Origin of the sequence: Krasilnikovia sp. MM14-A1259 (assembly GCF_047159535.1) — a bacterium.
GTDB lineage: Bacteria > Actinomycetota > Actinomycetes > Mycobacteriales > Micromonosporaceae > Actinoplanes.
The window spans coordinates 5,387,172-5,412,794 of the sequence record NZ_BAAGAJ010000002.1; the positions used below are offsets into that span (position 1 = coordinate 5,387,172).

A 25,623-nucleotide genomic window follows, 5' to 3' on the forward strand; every position below is an offset into this window, starting at 1 on the left:
CGGTACCCCGCGGGGGGATGCCGGCCCGGCCTCGTGTCACGGCAGTTCGATCGACTGGGAGTGGCGGAACACGTTGGACGGATCCCAGTGAGCCTTGACCCGCTGCAGGCGCGGGTAGTTGTTCTTGTAGTACAGCTTCGACCAGGGCACCCCGGACTTGTTGACGTTCGGGTCGCGGATGTCCATGTCGGGCGAGTTGATGTAGCACCCGTCGGTCTGATCGTTGGGCACCGGGTATCCGCCGGTGGCCGCGAACGTCTCCCCGTAGACCGAACGCAGCCAGCCGATGTGCGTCTGATCCTCGGCGGGGTTCATCCAGAAGTTCTCGAACAACGCCAGGAACGCTGCGCTGCGGTGCGGGTACGCGATCGCGTCCTCGGCCACGGTGTTGACCTTGCCGCCGGCCACGCCGGTGAGCTGCACCGTGGCATTGGGGTTGGCGTAGTCGGTGCGGGTGAGGTTGCGCCACAACGCCGCGATCTGCGTCTCGTTGAAGCCGCGCCGCATGTACGCCGACTTGACCGTGCTGCGCATGGTCGGGTCCAGCATGGTCGCCGGGTTGCTGGTGCCGATGAGCCGGGTCGCGGCGAGCCAGCGCAGCCGCCGCGGCGGGAACGGCGCCACGATCCCGGTGCCCCGCAGCACCGCGGCGACGTAGTCGTCGAGCAGCCGGGCCGCGTCCGGGACACCCGCGTCGATCTGGGTGACCAGACCGAACCCGCCGGCCGAGCGGTGGGTGAGGAACGCAACCCCGGACAGAGCGGTGTACGGCGAGTTCGCGGCGCAGTTCTGCTCGAAGAACGTACCGAAGTTGCGCACCAGCGTGCTGAACGCGTTCTGGTCGAGCGCGGGCCACCCGACCGGCACGGAGCTGACCAGCACCTCGCCGGGCGGCTGGGGCAGCTGCTGCTCGGGCGCGGTCCCGCTGGCACCGGGCGACCGGAACCAGTACTTGGTCACGATCCCGAAGTTGCCCCCGCCGCCGCCCGCGGTAGCCCACCACAGATCGTTGTTCGGATCGGACGCGTTGCGGGAGGCGACCACGACCCGGGCGGTGCCCGGCTTGTCCACCACCACCATCTCGACCGCCTCGATGTGGTCGGCGACCACGCCGTACCGGCGCGACAGCAGGCCGTACCCGCCGCCCGTGGCGTGCCCGCCGATGCCGACCGTGGGGCACACCCCGCCCGGGAGCGTGACGTTCCAGCCCTTCTTGAGGACCTCGTACACCTCACCGAGGATCGCGCCGGGCTGGACCGCGAACGCGTTGCGGTTCTGGTCGTACGCGATGCCGACCATCGCGGACAGGTCGAGGATCACCTTGCTGGCCTGGTGGTACACGAAGTCGGCGTAGCAGTGCCCGCCGCTGCGCACCGAGATCCGCTTGCCGGCGCTGACCGCCTTCTGCACCGCATCCAGCACCTGCTGGGTACTGGTGGGCAGGCACACCGCGTCGGGCGCGGCCACGAAGCGCTGGTTGTTGCCCACCACCAGGTCCGGGTACCGGGCGTCGCCCGGCAGCACCGTACGGGCCGGCGCCGTCGTGCTGTTCCCGGTGGCCAGCGCGGGCCGGACGGTGAGGCCCGCCCCGGCGGCCACGGCCCCCGCGGCCGCAGCGCCGGTCAGAACGCCTCTTCTGCTGATCGTCATGCCAGGTCCTTCCAGGACTTTGTCGCCGGGTCGGGCGGAGCGGGCCGGTCTGTCCGGGCCCGCACCGGCACGTATGCGTGCATCGGGGGCCAATCGCCGTCGCCGGTCGTGGAAATGAAGAAGTGAGTACGGCCCTGAAGAATGCGTTGTGGAATGGTCTCGTCACACTCCGTGGACCGCATGAAATTCGCCCCCGTGCTCGCAAATAATAGTCAGTGCTGTCAATGTCGACTATCACCGTGGTGGTTGGACAAGATCGGCCGAATGGCGGAGTAGGTCCGCAGTCCAAAATGGATTGAACCGGCGGTATCGGGGATTTTCGGCGCACCGGTGACCTGGGCGCCGGGGGCAGGTGGGAGCGGTTCCGCGTAGCCGAATGTTCGGGCCCTGAGATCTATCGTCGGATCGGATTCCTGACGTTGTGCCCTCAATCACAGGGGGCAGTGGTATGGGTGAATCGCCCGAGTTGTTCAGGGCGCGGAACAGTCTTGAATCGTCGGCTTAACCAAGAGTTTCACGAGTGGTGCGGGAGCTCCCCGTCGTCCCGTTGCGGCAACGCACCGGCCGTGTAAACTCACCTCACGTAGCCGAAAGCGGAAGACCCTCCGGTAGCCTCAAGGGGCGAATTAGTCCGAATAGCCCGCATTATGGGCGTTCAATATGGGACACCCGGGCAGGTATTGGCCGGGAGGCTGGGGCAGACCACAGCCCGCGCAGGACAGCACGGTGGACATCGTCATCAACTGGTTGTGCCGATCAGGTCACCCCCGCCGGGGGTGGTGTCACGACGTGAAGACAGACCACGGGGGAGTGCGAAGTGCGGTTCAAGATCCTAGGACCGATGGAATTCCTGACAGACGACGGTGCTTCGTTCGCCGTCAATGCATCCAAGACAAGCCAGGTGCTCGCACTGCTTCTGGTGCGTTGCCCGGAAACCGTCAGCGTGGATACGTTGATCTCTGAACTCTGGGGTGAACGGCCACCGCGGAGCGCGGTGACCACATTGCAGACGTACATTTATCACGCCCGTCGCATGCTGTCCCGGGAATTGCCCGGTGACCAGCGAGGCATAGTGCTCACCCGGTCGCCGGGGTACGGCGTCCAGGTGGCACCGGACGACATTGATGTGAACCTCTTCGAAAAAGCCGTCCGCCGTGGCCGCGATCTGCTGGAGAAGGGAGATGCCGAGCAGGGCGTGTCGGTCCTCAGCGAGGGCCTGGGGTTGTGGCGCGGGCCGGCCTTCGCGGGGCTGGTCGTCGGTGACGTGCTGGGCACGCACGTGGCCCACCTGGAAGAGCTGCGGATCCAGGCGGTCGGGCTGCGTATCGCCGCCGAGCGCAGCCTCGGCCGCCACCTCGAACTTGTGCCGGAACTCCGCGCGCTGGTCAAGGCCCATCCGCTGAACGAACTGTTCCACGCTCACCTCATCGAGGTGCTGTACGACTCGGGCCGGCGGGCCGAGGCCCTGGAGGCCTACCAGCAGTTGCGGCAGGTCCTCGACCGGGAGCTCGGAGTCGAGCCGACCAGGGAGATGCAGCGGCTGCAGCGTGCGGTGCTGCATGGGGACGACACACGGTCGCACCGATTCGCGGCCGGGGTGAGCGGTCGTGCCCACGCCGCGGCCTGACCCGGCCTGACCTGGCCGGGCCACCGCGGCGCCCGGGCGGCCGTCGCCGGCAACGGGGGAACGGCGGCGGCCGGCGAGGGCGCTAGGAACCAGCCGGTCGGATCAGGAACAGCGGTTCGTCGTACTCGACCGGGTCGCCGTCGGCCTTGAGCACGGCGGTCACCGTGCCGCCCCGGGCCGCCTTCACCGGGATCATCAGTTTCATCACCTCGACGATCGCGACCTGCTGTTCCGCCTCCACCCGGTCGCCGACCTGGACGAACGGCGGCGCCCCCGGCGCCGGGGAGTGGAACAGCACGCCGACCGCCGGCGCGCACACCGCGACCTCGTCCGCGGCGATCGGCGTCAACGCGGGCGGGGCCGGAACGGGGGCGAAGGCCGCTCCGGCCCCGGGCATCGCAGCGGGTTCCACGGTCGTACCGTCCGGTGCGGCCGTGACGGGCATGTGCACCGGGGTGCCGGTCGGCCACTCCGCCTCCACGGTCACCCCGCCCGCACGGATCCGCAGCACACTCGGCGCGCGGGTGAAACCCGACAGCAGTTGCAGGGCGCTGCTGCGTACCAGCTCCAGCGACGCCTCGATGTCCGCGGCCGGCGCCCGGACCGGCCCCGAAGCCGCGTCGTCGCCGACGGTCGTGGTGGACGTCGGTTCCACAGTGTCCTGCGACATGGCCCTGCCTCTCGTGAACTTCCCGGGCCCGGCCCGGGGTGACGGTGTGCGGAGACTCAGTAGTTGCCGAGGCCGCCGCAGACGTTCATCGCCTGCGCGGTGACCGCCGCGGCGCCGTCACTGACCAGGTAGTTCACCATCGCGGCGACCTCCTGGACCTCGACGTAACGCCCGATCGGCACGCGGGCGGTGATCCGGGCGTGGGTCTCCGCCTCGTCGACGCCCCAGATCGCGGCATAGTGCTCACGAACCCGCTCGGCCATCGGCGTCTCCACGAAACCCGGGCACACCGCGTTCACCGTGATGCCGGTCTTGGCCAGTTCGAGCCCGAGCGCCTTGCTGAAGCCGACGACCCCGTGCTTGGACGCCGAGTACGGCGCCGCGTGCACGACCCCCTGCTTGCCGCCGGTCGACGCGATGTTGACCACCCGGCCCCAGCCCTTGGCGAGCATCCCGCCGACCGTGAGGACCCGCTTGGTCATCAGAAAGACGCTGTTCAGATTCGTGTTGATCACGTCGAGCCAGAGCTCGTCGTCGATCTCCGCGGTGGCGCCACCGCCGGGGCGGCCGGCATTGTTCACCAGGATGTCGATGGGGCCGTACCGGTCGGCCGCGGCGCGCACGAACTGGGTGACGTCATCCGCCGAGCGGACGTCGCAGGTGCGACCGTCCACATCATGTCCCAGGCTCTGCAACTGTTTCACCGTCTCGGCGACGGCCGACTCGTTTCGCGAGCAGAGATAGACCCGCGCGCCGTTCTCGGCGAGCGACCGGGCGATCTCCAGACCCATGCCGCTGGTCGCTCCGGTCACGATGGCCACCCGCTGAGCCTGATCCGTCATGGTCCCCTCATCTCCCGTCCTGGGCCGAACGCGGTCCTGAATCGAACGCGGTCTTGGTCGAACGCGGTCCTGAATCGAACCCGCTCAGGGTCGGCCGCGGGGCTTGAACGCTCGTCGAGGCTGTCTTGGAGGAAGTGCTGCGCCCGTTCGAGCGGGATTCGAGGTCGCAGCGCCATGGTGAGGCTGTACGCCGTCGGCCCGACCAACACCGGAGGACCCCGCATGCCGACCCGCTCGTTCACCGATCTCTACGTGGAGGTCCAGCAGTTCTACGCCCGGCAGATGCGCCAGCTCGACGAGCGCAAACTCGAGGCGTACGCGGAGACCTTCACCGACGACGCCGAGTTCGGGCACACCCCCGGCCGGGAACCGGCACGCACCCGCGCCGGCATCGTCGCGGACCTGCGCGAGTTCCACAAGAAGTTCGAGAACGATCCCGTGCAACGCCGGCACTGGTTCAACATGATCGATCTGGAGCCGCAGGACGACGGCTCGATGCGTTCCACCTGCTACGCGCTGGTCGTGACCACGCGTACGGCCGGCGCGCCGACGATCGCCCCCAGTTGCGTGGTCAACGACGTGATCGTCCGCGGTGAGGACGGCAACCTGCTCCTCAAGTCCCGCCGCGTCGACCACGACCAGCCGTTCTGAGTCGCGCGCCCATCATCGGCCCGGCCTGATCCCAGGCCGGGCCGTGTGGTGTGTTCGTTACGCGGCGGGCGAGGGGATCAGCGCCGCGCTGTCCACCGGCGCTCCCCAGGACGGGAGCACCTCCAGGCGCGCGATGCGCCAGCCCTGCGGGGTCCGCCTCGTGCCGAACCGGTAGTGGCCCACCAGGACCCGGGTGGCGGGCCGGTCACCGCCGCTGATGAACACCGCGACCAGGTTGGCGCGCACCGAGGCTTCGTCGCCGTCGAGGTCCACGAGGACGTTGGACGTGAAGTGCTGCAGGCGCGCGTACCCGGAGTGCTGGCCGCGGGCGCCGGCGGCCACCGCGTCGATCCCCTGCTGCACACCACCGGGGGTGACCGCGGTGACGTCGGCGGTGAACACCGTGCCCGGATCGTCCAGGCCGTGGCCGTCGAGCCACACGCCCAGCCGGGCAACCAGGTCGGTGACCGCGCTCCGGTCACTCAGCTCGCCCAATCGGCGGCGCAGGTCGTCGATTTCCTTCTCGTCGAGCGGCACGCTCATCGCTCCTCGGCATTCTCGCAGCGGTACGCGCCCGTCGGCTTCGCGGGCACGGGTCGGGTTCATGCTGCCCGACCACACTCGAACACCGCTCGAACTACGTGCCCGCTTTCGGGGCCCGGGTGGGCAGCGCCGAGTGATGCGTAGGGTCTGCGTATGCCGGATGACGTCACGATCAGACCGAGTGCCCGTGTCGTGTTGCTGGATGAGGACGACCGGGTACTGATGCTCAAGATCCATGACCCGTCTGCGGCCCGTGGGCCCAATCCGATCACGCCCGACTTCTGGCTGCTGGTGGGCGGTGGGGTGGAGCCGGGTGAGACGTACGAGCAGGCGGCGCTTCGTGAGGTCGTCGAGGAGACGGGCATCCGGGGCGTTTCGATCGGGCGATGCGTGTGGACCCAGGAGAAGCTGGTGGCGAGCCCGGCGGGCGAGTTGTGGCTGGTGAAGTCTCGATTCTTCGTAGCGCGGGTTCCGGCGCGATCGCCGGTCGACTTCAGCGGCCACGAGCCGCTCGAGGCGTCGACGATCGAGGGATATCACTGGTTCACCCATCGGGAGATTCTCGAACGCGAGGTCCGCGGCGAGACCTTCCTGCCTCCGGGGCTGGGCCGGTTGCTGGGTGATGTCCTCGGCGGTGCTCAGGACGGGCCCGTCCCGCTTACCGACGCCGTTCGGATCAATCGTGGGTTTGGGCAGCTCAGCTAGCATGCCGACCATGTGGAAGCGGATGTCGGCAGCCGGTGCCGGACTCGTGCTCGCGGTCGGCGGCTGGGTCGCGGCGGGCCACTGGACGCAGGGGCGGATCGCGGCGTGCGAGCAGCGCAGTGCCGTGTTGTCGACGCTGGAGGTGCTGAACCGCCAGCCTGACAGCGTTCGCCCGGATTCGCCCGCGTTCGGGTGTGACCAGGACCGTATCGTCGCGTATGCGAGCCGGCAGTTCCACGCCGCGACCGGCCCGACCGTCGATCGGCTCTCCGACCGTGTCGCCGGCGACGTCGACCACGCGGCAGTCACCGCGTTCTACCGTCAGGCGCTGGAAGGCGACAAATGGCGGATTCTGGCCCGAAAGGCGACACCGGGCCCGGACGCCGCGAGCCTGTGCGCCCGCAAGGAGCTGCCGTTCGGCACGGTGTACCTGGACGTGTCCTTCCCGTTCGCCGGTTCCTACGAGGTGACGGCTGCCGACACGACCGGTGCGGGAGCGCGTTGCGCCTGATCACGGCCGTGATGCGGGCACCGTAACCCCGGCCGTGAGGTGCGCCTCGGTTGGTGGAATCCTGGTGCCTGTGGCCGTCCCTGGTGGGACCATGTTCCCTGCTCTGTGTCGGGGCCACCACAAGCCGGACGTGCACCATCCTCGACGTCGGCCCTACCTAGCGGGGAGCCTCCCTTGACTGCACAAGTCGCCGCACCTCCCAACAAACTTGACGCCGCGGTCCTCAAGATCGCCGGTGTCGTGGTGCTCGGCGCGATCATGTCGATCCTCGACATCACGGTCGTCAGCGTCGCGCTGCCCACGTTCCAGGTCGAGTTCAACGCCACGTACGCCGAGGTCGCCTGGACGATGACGGGCTACACCCTGGCGCTGGCCACGGTGATTCCGCTCAGTGGCTGGGCCGCCGACCGGTTCGGTACCAAGCGGCTGTACATGCTCGCTCTGCTGCTGTTCACATTGGGCTCGGCGCTGTGCGCCACGGCCACCTCGATCGAACAACTCGTCGGATACCGGGTGTTGCAGGGACTCGGCGGCGGCATGCTCATGCCGATCGGCATGACCATCATGACGCGCGCGGCTGGGCCGGAGCGGATCGGGCGGCTGATGGCCGTACTCGGTATCCCGATGCTGCTCGGCCCGATCTGCGGCCCCATCCTCGGCGGCTGGCTGATCGAGGCCAAGAGCTGGGAGTGGGTCTTCCTGATCAACGTCCCGATCGGCGCGATCGCCCTGGTGTACGCACAGTTCGCCCTGCCGAAGGACAATCCGCACCCGTCGGAGTCGTTCGACTTCGTCGGCATGTTGATGCTGTCCCCGGGTCTGGCCCTGTTCCTGTACGGCGTCTCGTCGCTGCCCGAGGCCGGCACGTTCGCGGAAACCAAGGTGTGGCTGCCGATGCTGGCCGGCGCTCTCCTGGTGATCGGGTTCGTTCTGTACTCGTTCAAGCCGAAGCACCCGCTGCTCGACCTGCGGCTGTTCCGCAACCGCAACCTGACGGTCTCGGCGCTCTCGCTGTTCGTGTTCATCATCGCGTTCATGGGCGCCGGGCTGCTGTTCCCGAGCTACTTCCTGCAGGTCCGCGGCGAGTCGACGCTGCACGCCGGGCTTCTCATGGCACCGCAGGGCATCGGCGCGATGCTCACCATGCCGATCGCCGGCATGCTGGCCGACAAGATCCCGGTCGGCCGCACGGTGCCGTTCGCGATGGCGCTCATCGCGGCCGGGTTCTTCACGTTCACCCAGGTCGGCACGGACACCTCGTACGTGCTGCTGTGCGGCTCGCTGTTCGTGATGGGTCTGGGCATGGGCGGCACGATGATGCCGATCATGACGTCGGCCCTGCGTACGCTGAAGAGCCACGACGTGGCGCGCGGTTCCACGCTGGTGAACATCCTCCAGCAGATCGGCGGCTCGATCGGTTCGGCGACCATGTCGGTGATCCTGACCAGCCAGCTCAACAAGTCCACGCCCATCCCGGGGACGCTCAACAAGCGGACCGGCCAGCCGTTCACCGAGGCAGAGGTGGCGATCCTCAGCCATCACGTGACGCTGCCGGTGCCCCCGGCGCTGATCCAGCAAGGCCTGGAGTACGTGGCCAAGTCGTTCGCCACCACGTTCTGGGTCGGGTTCGCGCTGGTGCTCGCGACGTTCATCCCGATCTCGTTCCTGCCGCGCAAGCGGCTGGCGAAGCCGGAGGGCGACGCGGACGCGGCCGGTGAGGGCACCGTCGAGGCGCCGGTGATGATCCACTGATGCGCGGCTGAGCAGCACAAAGGCAACGCCGCGGCCATCCGTCGGCGGCGTCCCCCGCACCCGGGCGCACACGCTCAGGGTTGCAGACCATCCCACGACCATCGCGGGATGGTCAGGTCCGAGGGGACGTCGTCGGCGGATGCGTCGTATCGGGTCATCGACGTCGTGGTCGCCCACGCGAAGTACTCGTGCAGCACCTGCCGCAGCGGCTCGGCCGTGAAGCCGGCGTCCACCAGGGCCTGGTCGAAGCAGGCGATGGCGCGCCGGTCCATGTCGTCGTGCGGGCCGTTGCCGCTGTGGATCCGTACGACGGAGCTCTCGTCGCCGTAGGCGTCGGAGTAGCTGTGGGGGCCGCCGAGGGCCTCGGCCCAGTACGCGGCGAGGCGCTCGGTGTGGTCCGGCTGAAAGCCGTGCTGGAACGCATGGCTGACGACCTCGTCGGCCAGGACACGGGAATGCCATGCCTCGGCGAGACGGAGCATCCCCGCCCGGCCGCCGGCCGCTTCGTACACGCTCTGCATGGCCTCAGGATGTCAGGCGCGGCCGACAAGAAGTGCCCGACGCGGTCACAGGTCCATCGACCGGCCGATGATCTCCTTCATGATCTCCGAGGTGCCGCCGTAGATCCGCTGGACCCGGGCGTCGGCGAACATGCGGCAGATCGGGTACTCCCACATGAAGCCGTACCCGCCGAACATCTGCAGGCAGTCGTCGACCACCCGCCCCTGCACCTCCGTGGCCACGAGCTTGGCCTGGGCGGCCTCGTCGGCGGTGAGCCGGTCGTCGTTGTACGCCAGCACGCACCGGTCCACGAACGCCTGCACGCCCGTGATCTCGGCGCGCATCGCGGCCAGCCGGAACCGGGTGTCCTGGAACCGGCTGACACTGCGGCCGAACGCGCTGCGCTCCCGGGTGTACCGCACGGTCTCCTGCAGCGCCGCCTCCGCGCCCGCCACCGCACACATCGCGACGATCAGCCGCTCCAGGGCGAACTGACCCATCAGCATGCCGAAGCCCTGCTCGGGATCCCCGAGCACGTCCGCGCGTGGCACCCGTACGTCGTCGAAGAACAACTCGGCCGTGTCCTGCGTACGCAGACCCAGCTTGTCGAGCTTGCGGCCGCGCGCGAACCCGGGCGCGCCGCTGTGCACGAGGAACAGTCCGAGCTGGTGCCCTTCCCCGGTGCGTGCGGCGACGACCACGGTGTCGGCGTTGATCCCGTTGGAGATGAACGTCTTCGCTCCGTTGAGCACCCAGTCCTCGCCGTCGGCGACCGCCCGCGTACGGATACCGGCCACGTCGGACCCGGTGCCGGGCTCGGTGATCGCCAGCGCGAGCACCCGCTCGCCGTCGACTGCCCCGGTGAGGTAGCGCTGCTTCTGCGCCGCCGACCCGAACGCCGCCAGGTACGGCGCGACGATGCCGGAATGCAGCGGCACCGCGAAACCGGACTCGGCCACCCGGGCCAGTTCCTCGATCGCGATCTGCTCGTAGCGCAGGTCGGTGCGGCCGAGGCCGCCGAACTCCGGATCCGCCCACGGGCACAGCAGGTTCTGCTTGCCCGCCAGCCGCCAGATGTCCCGGTCGACGATCCCCGCGCTTTCCCAGTCCGCCTGCCGGGGCTGCACCGCACGCTCGGCGAAGCCCCGCCACGCCTGTCGGTACGCCTCGTGCTCGGCGTCGTAATAGTCACCGCGAATCACGAGCCGACCGTAGGCCCGCCGTACGATCCGGGGTGATGACCGCACCGCTCACAGATCCTGACCGGACCGGGCCGGGGGCATGCTGACCCGGTCGGTGGCGATCCACCACGTCCGCGTGGCGCTGCGCGGCGCCCGCCGCCGCGGCGTGGACGTCGCCGCGATGCTGGAGCAGGCCGGGATCCCGCCCGGCCTGCTGGAGCTCGAACGTGCCCGGGTCTCCACGGACCAGTTCGCCACGCTCACCAAACTGCTGTGGGACGAACTCGACGACGAACTGCTCGGCCTGGCGCGGGCGCCGAGCAAGGTCGGCACGTTCGCGATGATGTGCCACGCGGTGGTGCCCTGCCCGGACCTGCGGTCGGCGTTGCGCCGCAGCACCGACTTCTACCGTCTCTTCCCGCACGGGCCGCGGATGCACCTGGCCGAGTCCGGCGACGAGGCGTCGATCAGCTTCGACGACGCCGGATTCGACGACGCGGACCACTTCCTGACGGAGGCGGCGCTGGTGGTGTGGCACCGCTTCGCCGGCTGGCTGATCCGGCGCCGGATCAGCCTGCGCCGCGTCGAGTTCGCGTACCCGGCCCCGCCGCACGTGCTGGAGTACGACCTGCTGTTCGGGGCGCCTGCGGTCTTCGGCGCGCGGCACACCGCGGCGGTGTTCGACGCAGCGTTGCTGGACCAGCCGGTGCTGCAGGACGAGGCCGGTCTGCGGACGTTCCTGCGACGCGCACCGGCCGACGTGCTCGCCCGCATCGACTACGGCAGCACGACCGCGGCCCGGGTGCGGCGCCTGCTGAGCCGGGCACTACCGGACCGGCTGCCCAGCCTGGACGATGTCGCGGCCCGGCTGTCGGTCAGCCCGCCGACACTGCGCCGCCAGCTCGCTGCCGAGGGCACCTCGTTCCAGCAGGTACGCGACCAGCTGCGCCGGGACGTGGCGGTGGCCGCGCTGGCGGGCGGACGGATCTCCATCGAGCGGCTGTCGACGCAACTCGGCTTCTCCGAGCCGAGTGCGTTCCACCGGGCGTTCAAACGGTGGACGGGTTCCACGCCCCGGTCCTATCAGCCGGGCTGACCCGCGCGGTCAATCAGCGTGAGCGTCCCGGTCATGGGATCGGGGGCGCCCGCGACCGTACCGTGCCCCCATGACCGACGCACTGATCTTCGATGCGGTGCGCACGCCGCGCGGCAAGGGCAAGCGGGGCGCGCTGCACAGCGTCAAGCCGGTGACGCTCGCCGCCGGGCTGCTGCGCGCGCTCGCCGAGCGCAATGCGCTGGACACGGCTGCCGTGGACGACGTGGTCCTCGGGGTCGTCTCCCCGGTGGGTGAGCAGGGCGCCGACATCGCCCGTACGGCCGTGCTGGTCGCGGGCTGGGACGTCCGCCCGGCCGGGGTGCAGCTCAACCGGTTCTGCGCCTCCGGCCTGGAGGCGGTGAACGTGGCGGCGGCCAAGGTTGCCTCCGGCTTCGAGGACCTGGTGGTGGCCGGTGGCGTGGAGTCCATGTCGCGGGTGCCGATGGGTTCGGACGGCGGCGCGTGGATCACCGACCCGGAGACCAACCTCGCGACCCGTTTCGTGCCGCAGGGCGTGAGCGCCGACCTGATCGCCACGATGGAGGGGTTCAGCCGCGGCGACGTGGACGCGTTCGCGGTGCGCTCGCACGCGCGGGCGACCGAGGCCCGTGAGAAGGGCTATTTCGCCCGTTCGATCGTGCCGGTCGCCGACCAGAACGGCACGCTGCTGCTGGCCGAGGACGAGACGATCCGGCCGGGCACCACGCTGCCGACGCTGGCCGGGCTGAAGCCCAGCTTCGCCACGCTCGGCGGGCTCGGCTTCGACGCGGTCGCGATCGACCGCTACCCGCAGGTGGAACGCATCGACCACGTGCACACCCCGGGCAACTCGTCGCAGATCGTCGACGGCGCGTCCGCGATGCTGATCGGCAACGAACGGGCGAGCCGGGCGTTCGGCCTCGTCCCGCGGGCCCGGATCGTGGCCACCGCGGTCGTCGGTACGGAACCGACCATCATGCTCACCGGCCCGGCACCGGCCACCCGCAAGGCGCTGGACCGGGCCGGGCTCACGGTCGGCGACATCGACCTGTTCGAGATCAACGAGGCGTTCGCCGCCGTGGTCCTGAAGTTCCAGCGCGACCTCGGCCTGCCCGACGACAAGGTCAACGTCAACGGCGGCGCCATCGCCCTGGGCCATCCGCTCGGCGCGACCGGCTGCATGATCGTGGGCACCCTGCTCGACGAGCTGGAACGCCGGGACCTGCACCGCGGGCTGGCCACGCTGTGTGTCGGCGGCGGCATCGGCATCGCCACCATCATCGAGCGGATCTGAGGGAGCACGGGTCATGAGCATCCGCTACGAGCGCGACGGCGACGGCATCGTCACCCTCACCATCGACCTGCCCGGCCCGGCGAACGTGATGAACGCCGACTACCGCGCCGCCATGGCGGCGACCGTGACCCGGCTGGAGACCGAACGCGACACGGTCACCGGCGTCGTGATCACCTCCGGCAAGAAGTCCTTCTTCGCCGGCGGGGACCTGACCGAGCTGGTCGCGGTCACGGACGACAACGCCGGTGAGTTCGCCGCCGAGCTGGCCGTGGTCAAGGACCAGTTGCGCCGCCTGGAACGCCTCGGCCGTCCGGTCGTCGCCGCCATCAACGGCAGCGCGCTGGGCGGCGGGTTCGAGATCGCGCTGGCTTGCCATCACCGCATCTGCCTCGACGACGACTCGATCCGCCTCGGCCTGCCCGAGGCCACGCTGGGCCTGCTGCCCGGCGCCGGCGGGGTCACCCGTACGGTCCGGCTGCTCGGCGTGCAGGCGGCGTTGCCGCTGCTCACCGAGGGTACGCAGCTACGCCCCGGCAAGGCCCTCGCAGCGGGCTGGATCCACGAGCTGGCCGCGGACCGCGCCGACCTGCTCGCCAGGGCGCGGGCGTGGGTGCTGGCGAACCCGGCAGCCGTCCAGCCGTGGGACGTGCCCGGTCATCGCGTGCCGGACCTGAAGCCGCTGGACCCGGACAGCTACGCGCTGCTGTCCGCGGCCCCGGCCGTGCTGCGCAAGAAGACCCATGGTTGCTATCCGGCGCCGGAGAAGATCCTGGCCGCCGCGGTCGAGGGCGCGGTGCTGGACTTCGACACCGCGCTCGCGGTGGAGAGCCGCTACCTGGTCGAGCTGGCCCGCGGCCAGGTCGCCAAGAACATGATCACGGCGTTCTGGTTCCAGCGGAACGCCATCGAGGCCGGGGGCTCCCGCCCGGCCGGGATCCCGCGCCAGGCCACCGTGCGCGTGGGCGTCCTGGGTGCGGGCATGATGGGCGCCGGCATCGGGTACGCCTCCGCGGTCGCCGGGATCGACGTCGTACTCAAGGACGTCAGCCCGGAGGCGGCCGAGGCGGGCAAGGCGAAGATCGCCGCGCTGCTGAACGGCCGGGTCGCCGCGGGCCGGATGACGCAGACGCGCCGCGACGAGATCCTGGGCCGGGTCACCGCGACCGCCTCCGACAGCGCCCTGACCGGCTGCGATCTGGTCATCGAGGCGGTCTTCGAGGACCGGGAGCTCAAGAACGCGGTGCTCGCCGCCGCCGAGGCCGCCGCCCGCCCGGACGCGGTGATCTCCTCGAACACGTCCACGCTGCCCATCACCGGGCTCGCCGAGGCCGTACCCGACCCGGGCCGATTCATCGGCCTGCATTTCTTCTCGCCGGTGGACCGGATGCCACTGGTCGAGATCATCCGCGGTGCGCAGACGTCGGCGCAGACACTGGCCCGCGCGTTCGACTTCGTGCGGCAGATCGGTAAGACCCCGATCGTCGTCAACGACAGCCGGGGCTTCTACACGTCCCGGACGTTCGGCACGTACCTCACCGAGGGCGTCGCGCTGCTCGCCGAGGGGGTGCACCCCGCGCTGATCGAGAACGTGGCCCGCAAGGCCGGCATGGCCGTCGGACCGCTGGCGGTCTGCGACGAGGTCACCCTGACGCTGCCGATGAAGATTCGTGAGCAGGCCCGCGCCGACCTGGGCGCGCTGCCCGAACACCCGGCGTACGCGGTGCTGGAGACGATGATCTCGGAGTACGGCCGGGCCGGCAAAGCGGCGGGCGCCGGCTTCTACGACTACCCGCAGGACGGCCGCAAGCGGCTGTGGCCGGGCCTGGCCGAGCGGTGGGCCAAGGACGACCCGGGCGTGCCGGAGCACGACGTCCGCGACCGGTTGTTGTACGTCCAGGCGATCGAGACGGCCCGGATCTTCGGCGAGGGGGTGCTGACGTCGGTGGCCGACGCCAACCTCGGGTCGATCCTGGGCATCGGCTTCGCCCCGTGGACCGGCGGCACCCTGCAGTTCATCAACTCCTGCGGGCTCCCGGAGTTCGTGGCACGCGCCGAGCAGCTCGCGGACGCGTACGGTGAACGGTTCCGCCCGCCGGTGCTGCTGCGGGAGATGGCGGCGCGCGGCGCGCAGTTCTGAGCGGGCGTATCGGCGGTAGCCGGTAACCGGTACCGTCGAAACGCAACCGAGGGAGGCGCCGATGCCGGCCGACTACATCATCGTGAGCGGCGACAAGATCCAGGTGACGATCCCGCCGCCGACGATCGTCCCGCAGCTCCAGGCGCCGGTCCCGCTCATCGGCAGCAGCCAGAACGTCATGGTCGGCGGGATGCCGGTCTGCCTGGAGGGCGACGAGCTGCCCGCGGTGCTGAAGGCGCCGATGCCGTACACGGCGCCGCCGTTCGTCACCCCCGGCACCGGGACGCTGGAGATCACGCTGCTGCCGACCAACAAGACCATCCAGACCGACAACGGCAAGAAGATCCTGATCAAGGGCGCGACGTTCACGGTGCGGTTCAACGTGCAGACGCCGGCCCAGCAGCCGACCCCGGCCGGGCCGGTGCCGGACCCGGTGGCGGTCAAGCCGGGCACGGCCCAGTTCATCACCACCAACATGCAGGTCAAGGCGGGCTGACCCGGGCAGGCCGGGATCCGGTCGGTCAGGCGTCGGCCGGGGCGGCCTCCGGGGTACGCGCGGCCGGTTGGTAGCCGGTGCGGCCGTGGTGGTGGTCGATGACCGCGATCACCAGCAGGATCGCGACCAGCAGTGCCAAGGCCGCCACCGCGGGCACGTGCGAGGACAGCGGGATCAGGCACAGGCAGGCCAGGGCCGTCACGAGGTGATCGCGGCGGGGACGGTGACCGCGCCGGACACTGATCGCGCTCAGCCCGGACAGGAACAGCGCGGCGCCTCCGCCGAGGCCGAACGCGTACACACCGTGCATGTGCTGCAGGGGATGGATCATCACGCTCTCCAGGCCGACCGCGATGAACACCACGCCCGCGACCAGCGGCAGATGCAGGTAGCTGAACATGTCGCGGGCCAGGTGGGCGCGCTTTGCACCGATCGAGTGGGCCAGTTGCCGCTCGCTGAGTGCGGCCTCCCAGTCGAAGTACGCCCACCACAGCCCACCGATCGCGGCCACGGCCAGCATGATGGCGGCGGCCAGCAGCGGTGTGACGGTCGCGCCGGCGCCCAGCACCCCGGCGCCGACGGCCACGACCGACTCGCCCAACGCGATGATCATGAACAGGCTGTGCCGCTCGAAGAAGTGTCCGGCGTGGACGGTGAAGCCGCCGACCCCGGTGACGATCGGGGTGCCGTAGTCGATCACCACGGCCAGCGCCCACAGCACGAGCTGGATCGAGGACGGCACGTACACGCCGATGATGAGCAGCATCGAGGCGGCCAGGTTTCCGGGGGCCAGCCGCAGGATCGCGGCCCGGTTGGCGCCGCCGGCGACCGCGTACAACACCAGGTGCAGCACGCGTACGACGAGGTAGGCGAGTGCGAACGGCAGCGCGTTCTCCGCAGAGGCGAGCGGCACCGCGACCGCGACGACGAGCATGGCGCCCATCGCGGCCAGCACCACGACGCGGGCGGCGGCGCTGTCGGTGCCGACCGCGTTGGTGAGCCACGCGTACGCCCCCCACGCCCACCACAGCAGGGCCAGCACGAGCATGCCGCGCAGCACGCCGCCGGCGTGCGGGTCGTGCAGGATCAGGTCGGTGACCCGGGTGAGGGAGAAGACGAAGACGAGGTCGAAGAAGAGTTCGAAGCTGGAAACCGGCCGGCGGGGCTCGGCGCGAGGGGAGTCAGGCTCGGCCATGCCGATCATTGTGGCATCGGGAGTGCGGCGTGGAGACCCGCCGGCGAACTCGTCCGGTGGCGACGGTCTGACTCGCCCCCTTCTGCAGGGACGAGGTGGACACTGGTTCCTGTACCCATCCGAGCTCACGGCCGGCTGATTCAGGGAAGGACCCGCCGAGATGACCAGTTGGATCGTGGTCGGGGACGCTGAGGGCAACCCGACCGACAAGCCCTGCACCCACCTGGACGGACTGCGGGAGGTCACGCCCAGCACCAACGACGGCTGCGAGGACTGCCTTCGCGAAGGCACGACGTGGGTGCACTTGCGCGAATGCCTCAACTGCGGCCATGTCGGCTGCTGCGACAACTCGCCGCGCCGGCACGCGACCGCACACTGGCGGCATACCGAGCACGCGCTGATCCGGTCCATGGAGCCGGGCGAGGACTGGGGCTGGTGTTACCCGGATGAGCTGTTCCTGCTCCCGCCGGAGCGCGCGGGACAGCCGTGACGCCCGTAGCGCCGCCGCCGGTGTGAGATGAGCCGGTCTCACGAAGATGATCATTACCCGGGACGGCGGAGGCGGACGATCTCCGTTCACATTGTCGTCACCCTCTGATCCGAGACTTCAACCATGAACACCCGCACATTCCGCCGCGCCGCCGCGTGGCTTTCCTCGCGTCGCGGACTCGCCCTCGCCGGCGCCGGTCTGCTCGCGCTTACCCTCGCCACCCCCGACGCGGCCGCCGCATGGCCCGGACCCGCCCTGCACGCCCAGGGCGACACCTACCGCCTGTCCGGCGCGACCACGGTCGACGCCTCCCACGGCGTGCTCCGCAACGACCGCGGCCACCCGCTCACCCTGGTCGGGCATTCCGACCCGGTCCACGGCGCGCTCACCCTCAACCCGGACGGCTCGTTCCGGTACGTGCCCGCCGCCGGTTTCCACGGCACCGACACGTTCACGTACACGGTCAGCGACGCGGTCCGGCTGTTCACGACGCAGGTCCCGCCGCTCGCCACGATCGACGGCGTCACCGTCACCGGCGGCGGCTACGGCTCCTCGCTGACCCCGGTGCCCGGCTCGCTCACCGAGTTCTACGGCCTGACCGACCGCGGACCCAACGTGGACGGCCCGAACTCCTCGAAGGTCGAGCCGCTGCCGGACTTCCACCCGCAGATCGGGCGGTTCCGGCTCGCCCGCGACGGCCGCGCGGTGCTGGTGAAGACCATCACGCTGACGCTGCCCGACGGCACCCCGTACACCGGGCACCTCAACAGCCAGGCCGGCACCGGGGAGACGATCACCGACCTCAACGGGCACCCGATCCCGGCGGACCCCACTGGCTACGACCCCGAGGGAATCGTCGCGCTGCGCGACGGCACGTTCTGGGTGTCCGACGAGTACGGGCCGTTCATCACGCACTTCGACGCGTGCGGGCGGCAGATCGGGCGGCTCTCGCCGTTCGACGGCAGCCTGCCCGCCGAACTCGCCCGCCGGGTGCCGAACAAGGGCATGGAAGGTCTCACGGTCACGCCGGACGGGCAGACGCTCGTCGGCGTGATGCAGTCGGCGCTGCAGCAGCCGGACCTGACCCAGAAGCCCGGCAACGTCACCGCCGTACGGATCGTCACGGTCAGCCTGCGCACCCACGCCACCCACGAGTACGTGTACCTGCTGGACAACCCGAAGGACACCAGCTCCGCGGTCAGCGAGATCACCGCGCTGTCGCCGACCACGTTCCTGGTGGACGAACGGGACGGCAAGTTCCCGCCCGCGGCGTACAAGAAGCTGTGGAAGATCGACGTGACCGGCGCGACGGACGTCGGCCCGTCCGTGCCCGGCTACGACGCGGCCAAGGGCGGCTATCTGATCGGCGGCGCGAGCATCGAGGCGACCGTCGGCAAGCAGGACACCGCGACCGCCACCGCGACGCTTGCGGCGGCCGGCGTGACCCCGGTGGCCAAGACGCCGTTCCTGGATGTGACCGGCCTGCTCACCACGCTCGACCCGGCGGCGAGGTTCTTCTCCCACGACAAGCTGGAGGGCGTGGCGCAGTTCGGCGGCGGCCGGTACCTGGTGCTGAGCAACGACAGCGACTTCGGCATCGACGGGCTCACCCAGTCCACCACGACTCCGTTCACGCTGCACGCCAAGGTCTCCCCGGTCACCGGGCGGCAGGACGACGGCGAATTCCTCGCGGTCGACATGACCCGGTTGCCCGCGGTCACCAGCACGGCGACCGTCAGCATCACCGTCCGCTGACGGACCGCACCGCGGCCGGAACCATCCGCGGACATGCCGCGTCTCATCTCGGTCGGTCCGGTTACGCCGATGGGCCGCCCGCCGAGGTTCTCGGCGGGCGGCCCTTGGCGTGCCCCGGTCAGGAGACCGCGACGCTGCGGTACCAGTAGTGCAGGATCTCGCGGTAGTCCTTGCCCTGGCGGGCCTGGTCAGCCGACCCGTTCTGGGACATCCAGTCCCCGTTCACCCAGGAGCTGCCGCACGCGGTCGTGGTCGAGCAGTAGTGCGTCTCCAGGATGTCGCCGCCGCGGGTGACCCGGCTCGACCAGGTACGGTCGACGGCCGCGGACGTCGCGGACTGCGCCGATCCCGGCTTGTACACCTGCGAGGCGGTGGTGTCAGCCACGTCGTAGCACGCCCCGCCCGAGGTCTTGCGGGTCGAGTGCAGCGCCCAGTACCAGGCGAAGTTCTTCACCGCGACGGCTCCGGCGTCCAGCGACGCGTTCGGCCAGCTGCCGATCCACTCGTTCGGCAGGACGTTCTTCACGTACGTCTTGAAGTCCACCCGCTCCACCTTCCCGAGGCTGACCCGGTACACCAGGATCGTGCTGGGCAGCTTGGTGTCGGTGCCGTCGGTCTTGCAGCCGGTCGGGTTCGTGGACGACCCGAGCAGGTCGTGCGAGGCGTTGTTGTTCTTCAGCGTGGCGTTGAGGTTGGCCTTCTCGCCGGGATCGAAGTCCTGGTGCGCCCCGTTGAAGCTGCTGTTGAAGTAGACGCGGACCGTCTTGCTGGTGCGGTTCCACACCGACGCGGCGTTGTTCTTCACGCAGACGCCTTTGCCCTCGCCCGCACCCTTGAACTCGTAGCACGACGGCTGGGTCGCGCCGTAGTCGTCCACGGAGTCGGTGAAGTCGGAGACCGAACCGCCCTGGTTGCTGTTGAAGAAGTAGCAGAAGTCGCCGCTGTCGCAGCTGCCGTCCCGGTCGGCGGCGTGCGCCGCACCCGGCGCCACCGCGACGCCGACGAACGCCGCCACCAGAACGGCCAGCAGACCTGGAAGTCTTTTCACCATGGTTATTCGCAATCGTCATTCAGAGGGGGAATTGATCTACTTCTCGTTGTAGCCCTGGGAGTTCCAGAACGAGCTCGGGTCCGGGTTGTCCAGGTGGGGGTCACCGACGCTCTTGGCTGCGAGGGTCTGGCGTCCGGGCCGCATCTCGACGTGGGTGTGCGCGATGGAGGCGTTCTTCACGCCGTGCCACGACTCGTCGGCGATGATCTGGCCCCGGCTGATGGAGTCGCCCACGCTCACGCCGGGCCTCGGCGCGGTGTGCAGGTAGATCACCGTCTTGTCCGAGGCGGCGTTGTAGATGGCAATAGTGGACAGCCCGTTGCTGCCGGTGCTGCCCTGCGCGACGTAGGTGACCGTTCCGGAGACCAGGGCGTGCACGTCCGAGCCGACGCTGCGGGCGATGTCGATGCCCTCGTGCCGGCCGGGGGTGTCGTGGTAGCCGTCGAACCCGCAGGTGATCGAGCCGCCACTGGTCTGGTACAGGGCGTACGACAGGTTCGTGCGTGCGGACGGCGAGAACTGGTGCGAGGCGTTGTTGTTCTTCAGCGCGGCGTTCAGGTTGCCCTTCGCGCCGGCTGCGAAGTCCTGGTACGCGCCGTCGAAGTTGCTGTTGAAGTAGACCCGGACGGTCTTGTCGCTGCGGTTCCACACCGAGGCCGCATTGTTCTTCACGCAGACGCCCTTGCCGGCGCCCTCGCTCTTGAAGTCGTAGCAGCTCGGCTGCGTCGCGCCGAGGTCGTCCACGGAGGTGGTGAAGTCGGAGACCGAGCCGGCCTGGTCGCTGTTGTAGTAGTAGCAGAACTCGCCGCTGTCGCAGCCGCCGTCACGGGCTGCGGCCTGGGCGGGCGCGCCGCCGGCCAGGACCGACGTGGCGATGGCCAGCGCGGCACCGGCGACACCGAGGGCCTTACGGAGCTGAATCATGGTTCCTCTTCTTGGAAGTGATGAGTGGGGGGCGGGTGGGGCGGGCGTCAGTGGCTGCGCTGGTACTCCTCCCAGGTGTGGATCGGGACCTTGGGCCCGTCGTCCGGCTTGGAGTTCGCCAGGCCGTTGCGACCGAGGTAGTAGTCGCCGGTCTGGTGCTGGGCCTGGCTGGACAGGTCGGTGTCGCTGATCGCCGCGGCGTGGATGTGCCACGGCCAGTCGCCCTGGCTCGGGTCCCGGACCCACGCGGCGAAACCGACCTGGCGCAGCGTGCGGGCGACATCGGTACGGGAGGTGGCGTTCATCCCGGTGACGTTGACGTCGACGACGCCGCCGCCGTCGTGGGTGCCGGCCGAGGTGGGGTCGCCGCCAGGGTTGTACGAGCCCTGGTCGAGCTTGAGGTGGGAGCCGAGCAGGCGTTCGGCCTCGGTGAGCATCGCCTGGGTCCGGGCGTCGACGGTCTTGCCGTCGCGCTGGACCTTCGCTCCCGCACTGATCTCGTGGGTGACCGTGAACCGGCCCTGCCCCAGCTTGGTCAGCGACGACACCCCGGGCAGGCCGTTGGCGTCCAGGCCGGTGTAGCCGAGCGAGCGCTGGAAGGCCGCGTACGCCGTGACGGTCGTGGTGCCGAAGTAGCCGTCGACCCAGCGGGCGTCCAGGAGGTGACGGGCCTGCAGCGCCTGCTCGACCGCCAGAACGGACGCCTTCGCGCCCGGGGTCAGCGTCTCGTCGGGCCGTCGCGGGTCGATCTGCGCGGCCAGGACAGTGGCTTCCATGTTGACGGTGGGCAGGGGGGCGGGAGCCGGTGCGGCCCGCACTGGAGCCGGGATGCCGACGGCCACGCAGAGCGCGGCGATGCCGACGGTGAGCCGGGAACGGCGCATGGTCGATCCTTCGGTGAGGAGGGCGGTGGAACGGGGATCACCCTGCAAGAGGGGATCCGCTGTTCGGTACCGCAGTCCTGGTGTCAGATCTGTCAGATGCGCACTGACCTGCGTGGATGCCGCCGTTGTCAGATGTGGCGGCTCGTTGGCCGACGGTCGGGACGGCCGGTCGGCGTCCGCCGTACTCAGCCAGGCCTCAGGGGGCAATCGCCGGTTTTGTCATGAGATGCCGGGTGGGCGTCTATCCTTCCCCTGTAGATGAGGTGCCCGTGCGGCCGTTGGTGATCCAGTGACAGGGAGGAGCAGGTGGCTAGCGCTGACCCGGCTGACCTCCCCGACATCAACGATCTGGTCGACGTGATGCTGGACTCGCGCACCGAGCCACTCGCCGCGGTCGTCAGCGTCGTCACCGCGGATTCCCTGGTGCTCACGGAACCCGTCGACCGCACCGGGCGCATCGTGCTGCCGAACGTCGGCGAAGGCGGGCTGGTGGTCTGGGGCACGGCCGGCAATCTGCGGCAGGCGCCGCTCGAGGTACGGGAGACGGTCCGCAAGCCCGCACCGAGCTGGGTGGTCCACTTGACCGCGCCCGCGGCGCGCTGCCAGCGGCGCGCGTTCGTCCGGGCCAGCGTCACGCTGCCGGTCGTGGTGAAGCACTCGGGCAAGCAACTCGACGTCACCGCCATCGACATCAGCGAGGGCGGGCTGCGCTGCAACGTACGCTCGGACGCCGGAGTCAAGGTCGGCGATTCGGTGGTGGCGGAGTTCGACGCCGGCAAGCCGATGGTCCTGCCGGCCACGGTGGTGCGGGTCCTGCGCGGCGACGAGGAACGACCGACCGAACTCGGACTGTCGTTCACCGACCTGAAGATGAACGAGGCCGACAACATCCGGAAGTTCGTGTTCAGCCAGCTGCTGGAGCAGCGGCGGCGCGGAGCAGACTGAGCAGCCGCCCGCCGGTCAGCGCTTCTTGCGCCGCTTGGCCCGGACGACCCGTACCGGTGACGACGCATGCAGGTACAGGCTGCTGCGCCCCTCGGTGTAGGCGAGGTGGACCTGGACGACGTCGTTGACCGCCGGGTCGGCCCGGTCGACCCGGTAGCGCTCGCCGCCGGAGATGATCAGGTCGCCGCTGCGGACGTGCGAGGGCGACTGCACGATCATCTCCCGGCCGACGACGCTGCCCAGACCCACTCGGGGCAGGCGCGCAACCCATTGAGCCGCGGCATTGTCCGGTACCGGACGACCCGACCAGCGTGCTGGCATGGCTTCCCTCCCGGTGGCGGTGTTTCGACCTTCTCGTAATCGGCCGAGGGAAGCGAAAGTTGATGGGTTGCGTGCGGTCAGCGCGCCGGATCGTCCGGCAGGGGGACGACGCGGCGTTCGGCGGCGGAACGGCGGGCGGCCTCCAGGACGGTGAGCCCGGCCACCGAGTCTCGTGGGTCCACCGGCGGCGGCGCGCCGTCGCGGAGCATCGCGACGACCCCGGCGTAGAAGTCCGGATAGGCTCCCGGATCGCTCGGCACCGCCTCGCTCGTGCCGTCGGTGGTCAGCCGTCCCCACCGCTCGGCCGGCTCCCGGCCCCAGTCCGGACCGCCCGGCAGCCGACCCGCGCGCAGCGCGTCCTCCTGGCCGTCCAGTCCGAAGACGGTGTACGCGGCCCGGTTGCCGAGCAGGCGCAGGCGCGGGCCCGGCTCGGCCGCGACCGCGCTCATCCACAGGTGTGAGCGGGCGCCGCCGGCGTGGTGCAGGGCCACGAACGCGTCGTCGTCCACGCGTGCCCCGGGGCGGCGGCGGTCCATCTCGGCGTACACCTCGGTGACCGGGCCCAGCAGGTGCAGCGCCTGGTCGATCAGATGGCTGCCCAGGTCGTACAGCAGGCCGCCGGCCTCCTGCGGGTCGTCGCGCTCGCGCCAGCCGGTGCGGGGGGTGGGGCGCCACCGCTCGTACCGGGACTCCAGGCGCAGGATGTCGCCGAGGGCGCCGTCGGCGGCCAGGCGGCGGGCGGTGCGGTAGTCGCTGTCCCAGCGCCGGTTCTGAAACACCGTCAGCGGTACGCGGCGGGCCGCGGCGAGGTCGATCAGCGCCTGGCCCTCCGCCGCCGTGGCGGCGAGCGGCTTGTCGACGACGACCGGGATCCCGGCCTGCAGTCCGGCCCGGGCCAGGGCCACGTGGCTGCGGTTGGGGGTGGCCACGACGAGCAGGTCCAGGTCGTCGGCGCGGGACATCAGCGCGTCGGCGGTGTCCACGACCTCCGCGTCGGGGTGGTCGTGGGCCACCTGGCGCCGGCGGTCGGGGTTGGCGGTGACCACCGTGCTCAGGCACAGGCCCGGGGTGGTGCTGATCAACGGGGCGTGGAACGTCGCGCCGGCCAGGCCGTAGCCGATCAGGCCGGCGCGCAGGGGTGCTGTGCTCATGCGGCCAGTTAATCAACACTGTTGACTTACGGCAAGCGTACGGAAGAATGTCGGCATGCCCAGCGCAGTCCGGGGCGCCGCGGGCGCCAACCTGCCGGCCGTCCGCGACCACAACGCCGCCCTCGTGCTCGATCTGGTGCGCAGCGCCGACGGCATCAGCCGCGTCGAGCTCGCCGGGCGGACCGGGCTCACCGCCCAGGCCATTACCAAGATCGTCAACCGGCTGCGGGCCGACGGGCTCGTCACCGAGACCGGTCGCGCCGGAGCCACCGGCGGCAAGCCGCGTACGCTGCTGCGCCTGGACCCGGCCGCCCGCCACGCCGTGGGGGTGCACCTGGACCGCGCCGACACCACGGTCGTCGTCGCCGACCTGACCGGCCGCACGGTGGCCCGCCGGCACGTGGCGCACGGCATGACCGCCGGGCCGCAACGCACCCTCGACTCCATGGCCGGCCTGGTCCGCGCCGCGCTCGCCGAAGCGGGCGCCGCCGGTGCCGATCCCGCCGATCCCGCCGATGCCGACCAGGCCGCCGGGTGGCTGCTCGGGGTCGGCATCGCCTGCCCGGGCCCGCTCGATCACGGCACCGGCGTCCTGCACCGGGTGACGGGGCTCCCCGCCTGGGACGGCTTCCCGCTGCGCGCCGCGGCCGCCGAACTGCTCGGCACGCCGACGGTCGTCGACAAGGACACGAACGCCGCCGCGCTCGGCGAAACCCTCTCCGGTGTCGCACTGCCGGGCAGTTTCGCGTACGTCTATCACGGTCGCGGCCTCGGCGCCGGTCTCGTGCTGAACGGCCGCGTCCACCGTGGCCGACGGACCCTCGCGGGCGAGTTCGGGCACCAGATCGTCCAGCTCGACGGGCCGCCCTGCCCGTGCGGCAACCGCGGCTGCCTGGAGGCGCTGTGCCGCGCGGCGGTCGACGCCGGGGACCTCGCCGGCGCGGCGCGGCTGATCGGGATCGCGGCGGCCAACCTGGTCCGGCTGCTCGACCTGGAACACATCGTGCTGGGCGGCCCGGTCAGCCTCGCCGCCGCCGAGCTGTACCCGCGCGAGGTGGCCGCCGCCGTCGCGTCGCACCTGCCCGAGCCCGACCGGCAGACGGTCGGCGTCACGCTGTCCGCCGCGGGTGCCGACGCCGTCGCCACGGGCGCGGCCGCACTGATGCTCACACCGTTGTTCGACGTTGGCGACGGAAAAACTCTGGCAGGGTGTCGAGCGGGCCGGGCCTCGTTCGACGCGTAGGTGACAGGCACCCTGAGTTGAGGAGACAG

At 70.4% G+C, this 25,623-nt stretch carries 25 protein-coding genes; 13 read left to right on the forward strand and 12 right to left on the reverse strand.

The window, feature by feature from the left end; all coding sequences use genetic code 11:
• Positions 1–36: 36 nt before the first annotated feature.
• A complete protein-coding gene (locus ACMCNK_RS24375; RefSeq protein WP_412738690.1) occupies positions 37–1,650 on the reverse strand; it encodes an FAD-binding oxidoreductase in 1,614 nt (537 codons plus the stop codon).
• Positions 1,651–2,491: 841 nt separating this feature from the next.
• On the opposite strand from ACMCNK_RS24375, the gene ACMCNK_RS24380 reads away from it, so the two are divergent.
• A complete protein-coding gene (locus tag ACMCNK_RS24380; protein WP_412738691.1) occupies positions 2,492–3,277 on the forward strand; it encodes an AfsR/SARP family transcriptional regulator in 786 nt (261 codons plus the stop codon).
• A gap of 82 nt (positions 3,278–3,359) precedes the next feature.
• Here the strand turns inward: ACMCNK_RS24380 and ACMCNK_RS24385 are convergent, their stop codons facing one another.
• Positions 3,360–3,947, reverse strand: a complete 588-nt coding sequence (locus ACMCNK_RS24385; protein ID WP_412738692.1) for an acetyl-CoA carboxylase biotin carboxyl carrier protein — start codon at positions 3,945–3,947, stop codon at positions 3,360–3,362.
• A gap of 56 nt (positions 3,948–4,003) precedes the next feature.
• The gene (locus tag ACMCNK_RS24390; RefSeq protein WP_412738693.1) at positions 4,004–4,789 is read right to left on the reverse strand and encodes an SDR family NAD(P)-dependent oxidoreductase; all 786 of its coding nucleotides are present in this window, start codon (positions 4,787–4,789) and stop codon (positions 4,004–4,006) included.
• A 222-nt stretch (positions 4,790–5,011) separates the two neighbouring features.
• Here ACMCNK_RS24390 and ACMCNK_RS24395 point away from each other — a divergent pair, with 222 nt between their 5' ends.
• Positions 5,012–5,440 (forward strand): nuclear transport factor 2 family protein, encoded by a 429-nt coding sequence (locus ACMCNK_RS24395; RefSeq protein WP_412738694.1) that lies wholly within the window; start codon positions 5,012–5,014, stop codon positions 5,438–5,440.
• A gap of 57 nt (positions 5,441–5,497) precedes the next feature.
• Here ACMCNK_RS24395 and ACMCNK_RS24400 read toward each other — a convergent pair whose 3' ends face one another.
• Positions 5,498–5,983 carry a nuclear transport factor 2 family protein gene (locus tag ACMCNK_RS24400; protein WP_412738695.1) on the reverse strand — a complete coding sequence of 162 codons (486 nt, stop codon included), beginning with the start codon at positions 5,981–5,983 and terminating at the stop codon, positions 5,498–5,500.
• Between the two features lie 153 nt (positions 5,984–6,136).
• On the opposite strand from ACMCNK_RS24400, the gene ACMCNK_RS24405 reads away from it, so the two are divergent.
• The 3 genes from ACMCNK_RS24405 to ACMCNK_RS24415 all read left to right on the forward strand — a co-directional run bounded on the left by ACMCNK_RS24405 (position 6,137) and on the right by ACMCNK_RS24415 (position 8,951).
• Positions 6,137–6,688, forward strand: a complete 552-nt coding sequence (locus ACMCNK_RS24405; protein ID WP_412738696.1) for an NUDIX hydrolase — start codon at positions 6,137–6,139, stop codon at positions 6,686–6,688.
• Positions 6,689–6,698: 10 nt separating this feature from the next.
• Positions 6,699–7,199: a hypothetical protein gene (locus ACMCNK_RS24410; protein ID WP_412738697.1), complete on the forward strand. Its 501-nt coding sequence runs from the start codon at positions 6,699–6,701 to the stop codon at positions 7,197–7,199.
• A 174-nt stretch (positions 7,200–7,373) separates the two neighbouring features.
• Positions 7,374–8,951: a DHA2 family efflux MFS transporter permease subunit gene (locus ACMCNK_RS24415; protein ID WP_412738698.1), complete on the forward strand. Its 1,578-nt coding sequence runs from the start codon at positions 7,374–7,376 to the stop codon at positions 8,949–8,951.
• 74 nt (positions 8,952–9,025) lie between these two features.
• On the opposite strand, the gene ACMCNK_RS24420 is transcribed toward ACMCNK_RS24415, so the two are convergent.
• Together ACMCNK_RS24420 and ACMCNK_RS24425 are read right to left on the reverse strand one after the other, a co-directional pair.
• A complete protein-coding gene (locus ACMCNK_RS24420; protein ID WP_412738699.1) occupies positions 9,026–9,472 on the reverse strand; it encodes a group II truncated hemoglobin in 447 nt (148 codons plus the stop codon).
• Positions 9,473–9,517: 45 nt separating this feature from the next.
• Positions 9,518–10,654: an acyl-CoA dehydrogenase family protein gene (locus ACMCNK_RS24425; RefSeq protein ID WP_412738700.1), complete on the reverse strand. Its 1,137-nt coding sequence runs from the start codon at positions 10,652–10,654 to the stop codon at positions 9,518–9,520.
• A 79-nt stretch (positions 10,655–10,733) separates the two neighbouring features.
• On the opposite strand from ACMCNK_RS24425, the gene ACMCNK_RS24430 reads away from it, so the two are divergent.
• The 4 genes from ACMCNK_RS24430 (at position 10,734) to ACMCNK_RS24445 (ending at position 15,635) form a co-directional block, all read left to right on the forward strand.
• Positions 10,734–11,729, forward strand: coding sequence for an AraC family transcriptional regulator (locus ACMCNK_RS24430; RefSeq protein ID WP_412738701.1), 996 nt, complete (start codon positions 10,734–10,736; stop codon positions 11,727–11,729).
• Positions 11,730–11,799: 70 nt separating this feature from the next.
• Positions 11,800–13,002, forward strand: a complete 1,203-nt coding sequence (locus ACMCNK_RS24435; RefSeq protein WP_412738702.1) for an acetyl-CoA C-acetyltransferase — start codon at positions 11,800–11,802, stop codon at positions 13,000–13,002.
• 13 nt (positions 13,003–13,015) lie between these two features.
• Positions 13,016–15,139, forward strand: coding sequence for a 3-hydroxyacyl-CoA dehydrogenase NAD-binding domain-containing protein (locus ACMCNK_RS24440; RefSeq protein WP_412738703.1), 2,124 nt, complete (start codon positions 13,016–13,018; stop codon positions 15,137–15,139).
• A 61-nt stretch (positions 15,140–15,200) separates the two neighbouring features.
• Positions 15,201–15,635, forward strand: coding sequence for a hypothetical protein (locus ACMCNK_RS24445; RefSeq protein WP_412738704.1), 435 nt, complete (start codon positions 15,201–15,203; stop codon positions 15,633–15,635).
• Positions 15,636–15,660: 25 nt separating this feature from the next.
• On the opposite strand, the gene ACMCNK_RS24450 is transcribed toward ACMCNK_RS24445, so the two are convergent.
• Entirely contained in the window at positions 15,661–16,830 is a 1,170-nt protein-coding gene (locus ACMCNK_RS24450) for a low temperature requirement protein A (protein ID WP_412738705.1), read from the reverse strand.
• 160 nt (positions 16,831–16,990) lie between these two features.
• Between ACMCNK_RS24450 and ACMCNK_RS24455 the strand changes: the two genes are divergently transcribed.
• Both ACMCNK_RS24455 and ACMCNK_RS24460 read left to right on the forward strand, forming a co-directional pair.
• Complete coding sequence (locus ACMCNK_RS24455; protein WP_412738706.1) at positions 16,991–17,320, forward strand: UBP-type zinc finger domain-containing protein; 330 nt, start codon at positions 16,991–16,993, stop codon at positions 17,318–17,320.
• Positions 17,321–17,443: 123 nt separating this feature from the next.
• A complete protein-coding gene (locus ACMCNK_RS24460) occupies positions 17,444–19,075 on the forward strand; it encodes an esterase-like activity of phytase family protein (RefSeq protein ID WP_412738707.1) in 1,632 nt (543 codons plus the stop codon).
• A gap of 118 nt (positions 19,076–19,193) precedes the next feature.
• Here ACMCNK_RS24460 and ACMCNK_RS24465 read toward each other — a convergent pair whose 3' ends face one another.
• The 3 genes from ACMCNK_RS24465 to ACMCNK_RS24475 are packed head-to-tail and all read right to left on the reverse strand — an operon-like array spanning position 19,194 to position 21,934.
• Positions 19,194–20,123 (reverse strand): SpoIID/LytB domain-containing protein, encoded by a 930-nt coding sequence (locus ACMCNK_RS24465; protein WP_412738708.1) that lies wholly within the window; start codon positions 20,121–20,123, stop codon positions 19,194–19,196.
• Positions 20,124–20,162: 39 nt separating this feature from the next.
• On the reverse strand, positions 20,163–21,050 hold the full coding sequence (locus tag ACMCNK_RS24470; RefSeq protein WP_412738709.1) for a peptidase inhibitor family I36 protein: 888 nt from the start codon (positions 21,048–21,050) through the stop codon (positions 20,163–20,165).
• A 47-nt stretch (positions 21,051–21,097) separates the two neighbouring features.
• Entirely contained in the window at positions 21,098–21,934 is an 837-nt protein-coding gene (locus tag ACMCNK_RS24475) for a peptidoglycan-binding protein (RefSeq protein WP_412738710.1), read from the reverse strand.
• Between the two features lie 306 nt (positions 21,935–22,240).
• Here ACMCNK_RS24475 and ACMCNK_RS24480 point away from each other — a divergent pair, with 306 nt between their 5' ends.
• A complete protein-coding gene (locus tag ACMCNK_RS24480; protein ID WP_412738711.1) occupies positions 22,241–22,879 on the forward strand; it encodes a flagellar brake protein in 639 nt (212 codons plus the stop codon).
• A 15-nt stretch (positions 22,880–22,894) separates the two neighbouring features.
• On the opposite strand, the gene ACMCNK_RS24485 is transcribed toward ACMCNK_RS24480, so the two are convergent.
• Entirely contained in the window at positions 22,895–23,200 is a 306-nt protein-coding gene (locus tag ACMCNK_RS24485; RefSeq protein WP_412738712.1) for a hypothetical protein, read from the reverse strand.
• Positions 23,201–23,277: 77 nt separating this feature from the next.
• On the reverse strand, positions 23,278–24,351 hold the full coding sequence (locus ACMCNK_RS24490; RefSeq protein WP_412738713.1) for a Gfo/Idh/MocA family oxidoreductase: 1,074 nt from the start codon (positions 24,349–24,351) through the stop codon (positions 23,278–23,280).
• Between the two features lie 55 nt (positions 24,352–24,406).
• Between ACMCNK_RS24490 and ACMCNK_RS24495 the strand changes: the two genes are divergently transcribed.
• Positions 24,407–25,594 (forward strand): ROK family protein, encoded by a 1,188-nt coding sequence (locus tag ACMCNK_RS24495; RefSeq protein ID WP_412738714.1) that lies wholly within the window; start codon positions 24,407–24,409, stop codon positions 25,592–25,594.
• The last annotated feature ends 29 nt before the right edge of the window (positions 25,595–25,623 follow it).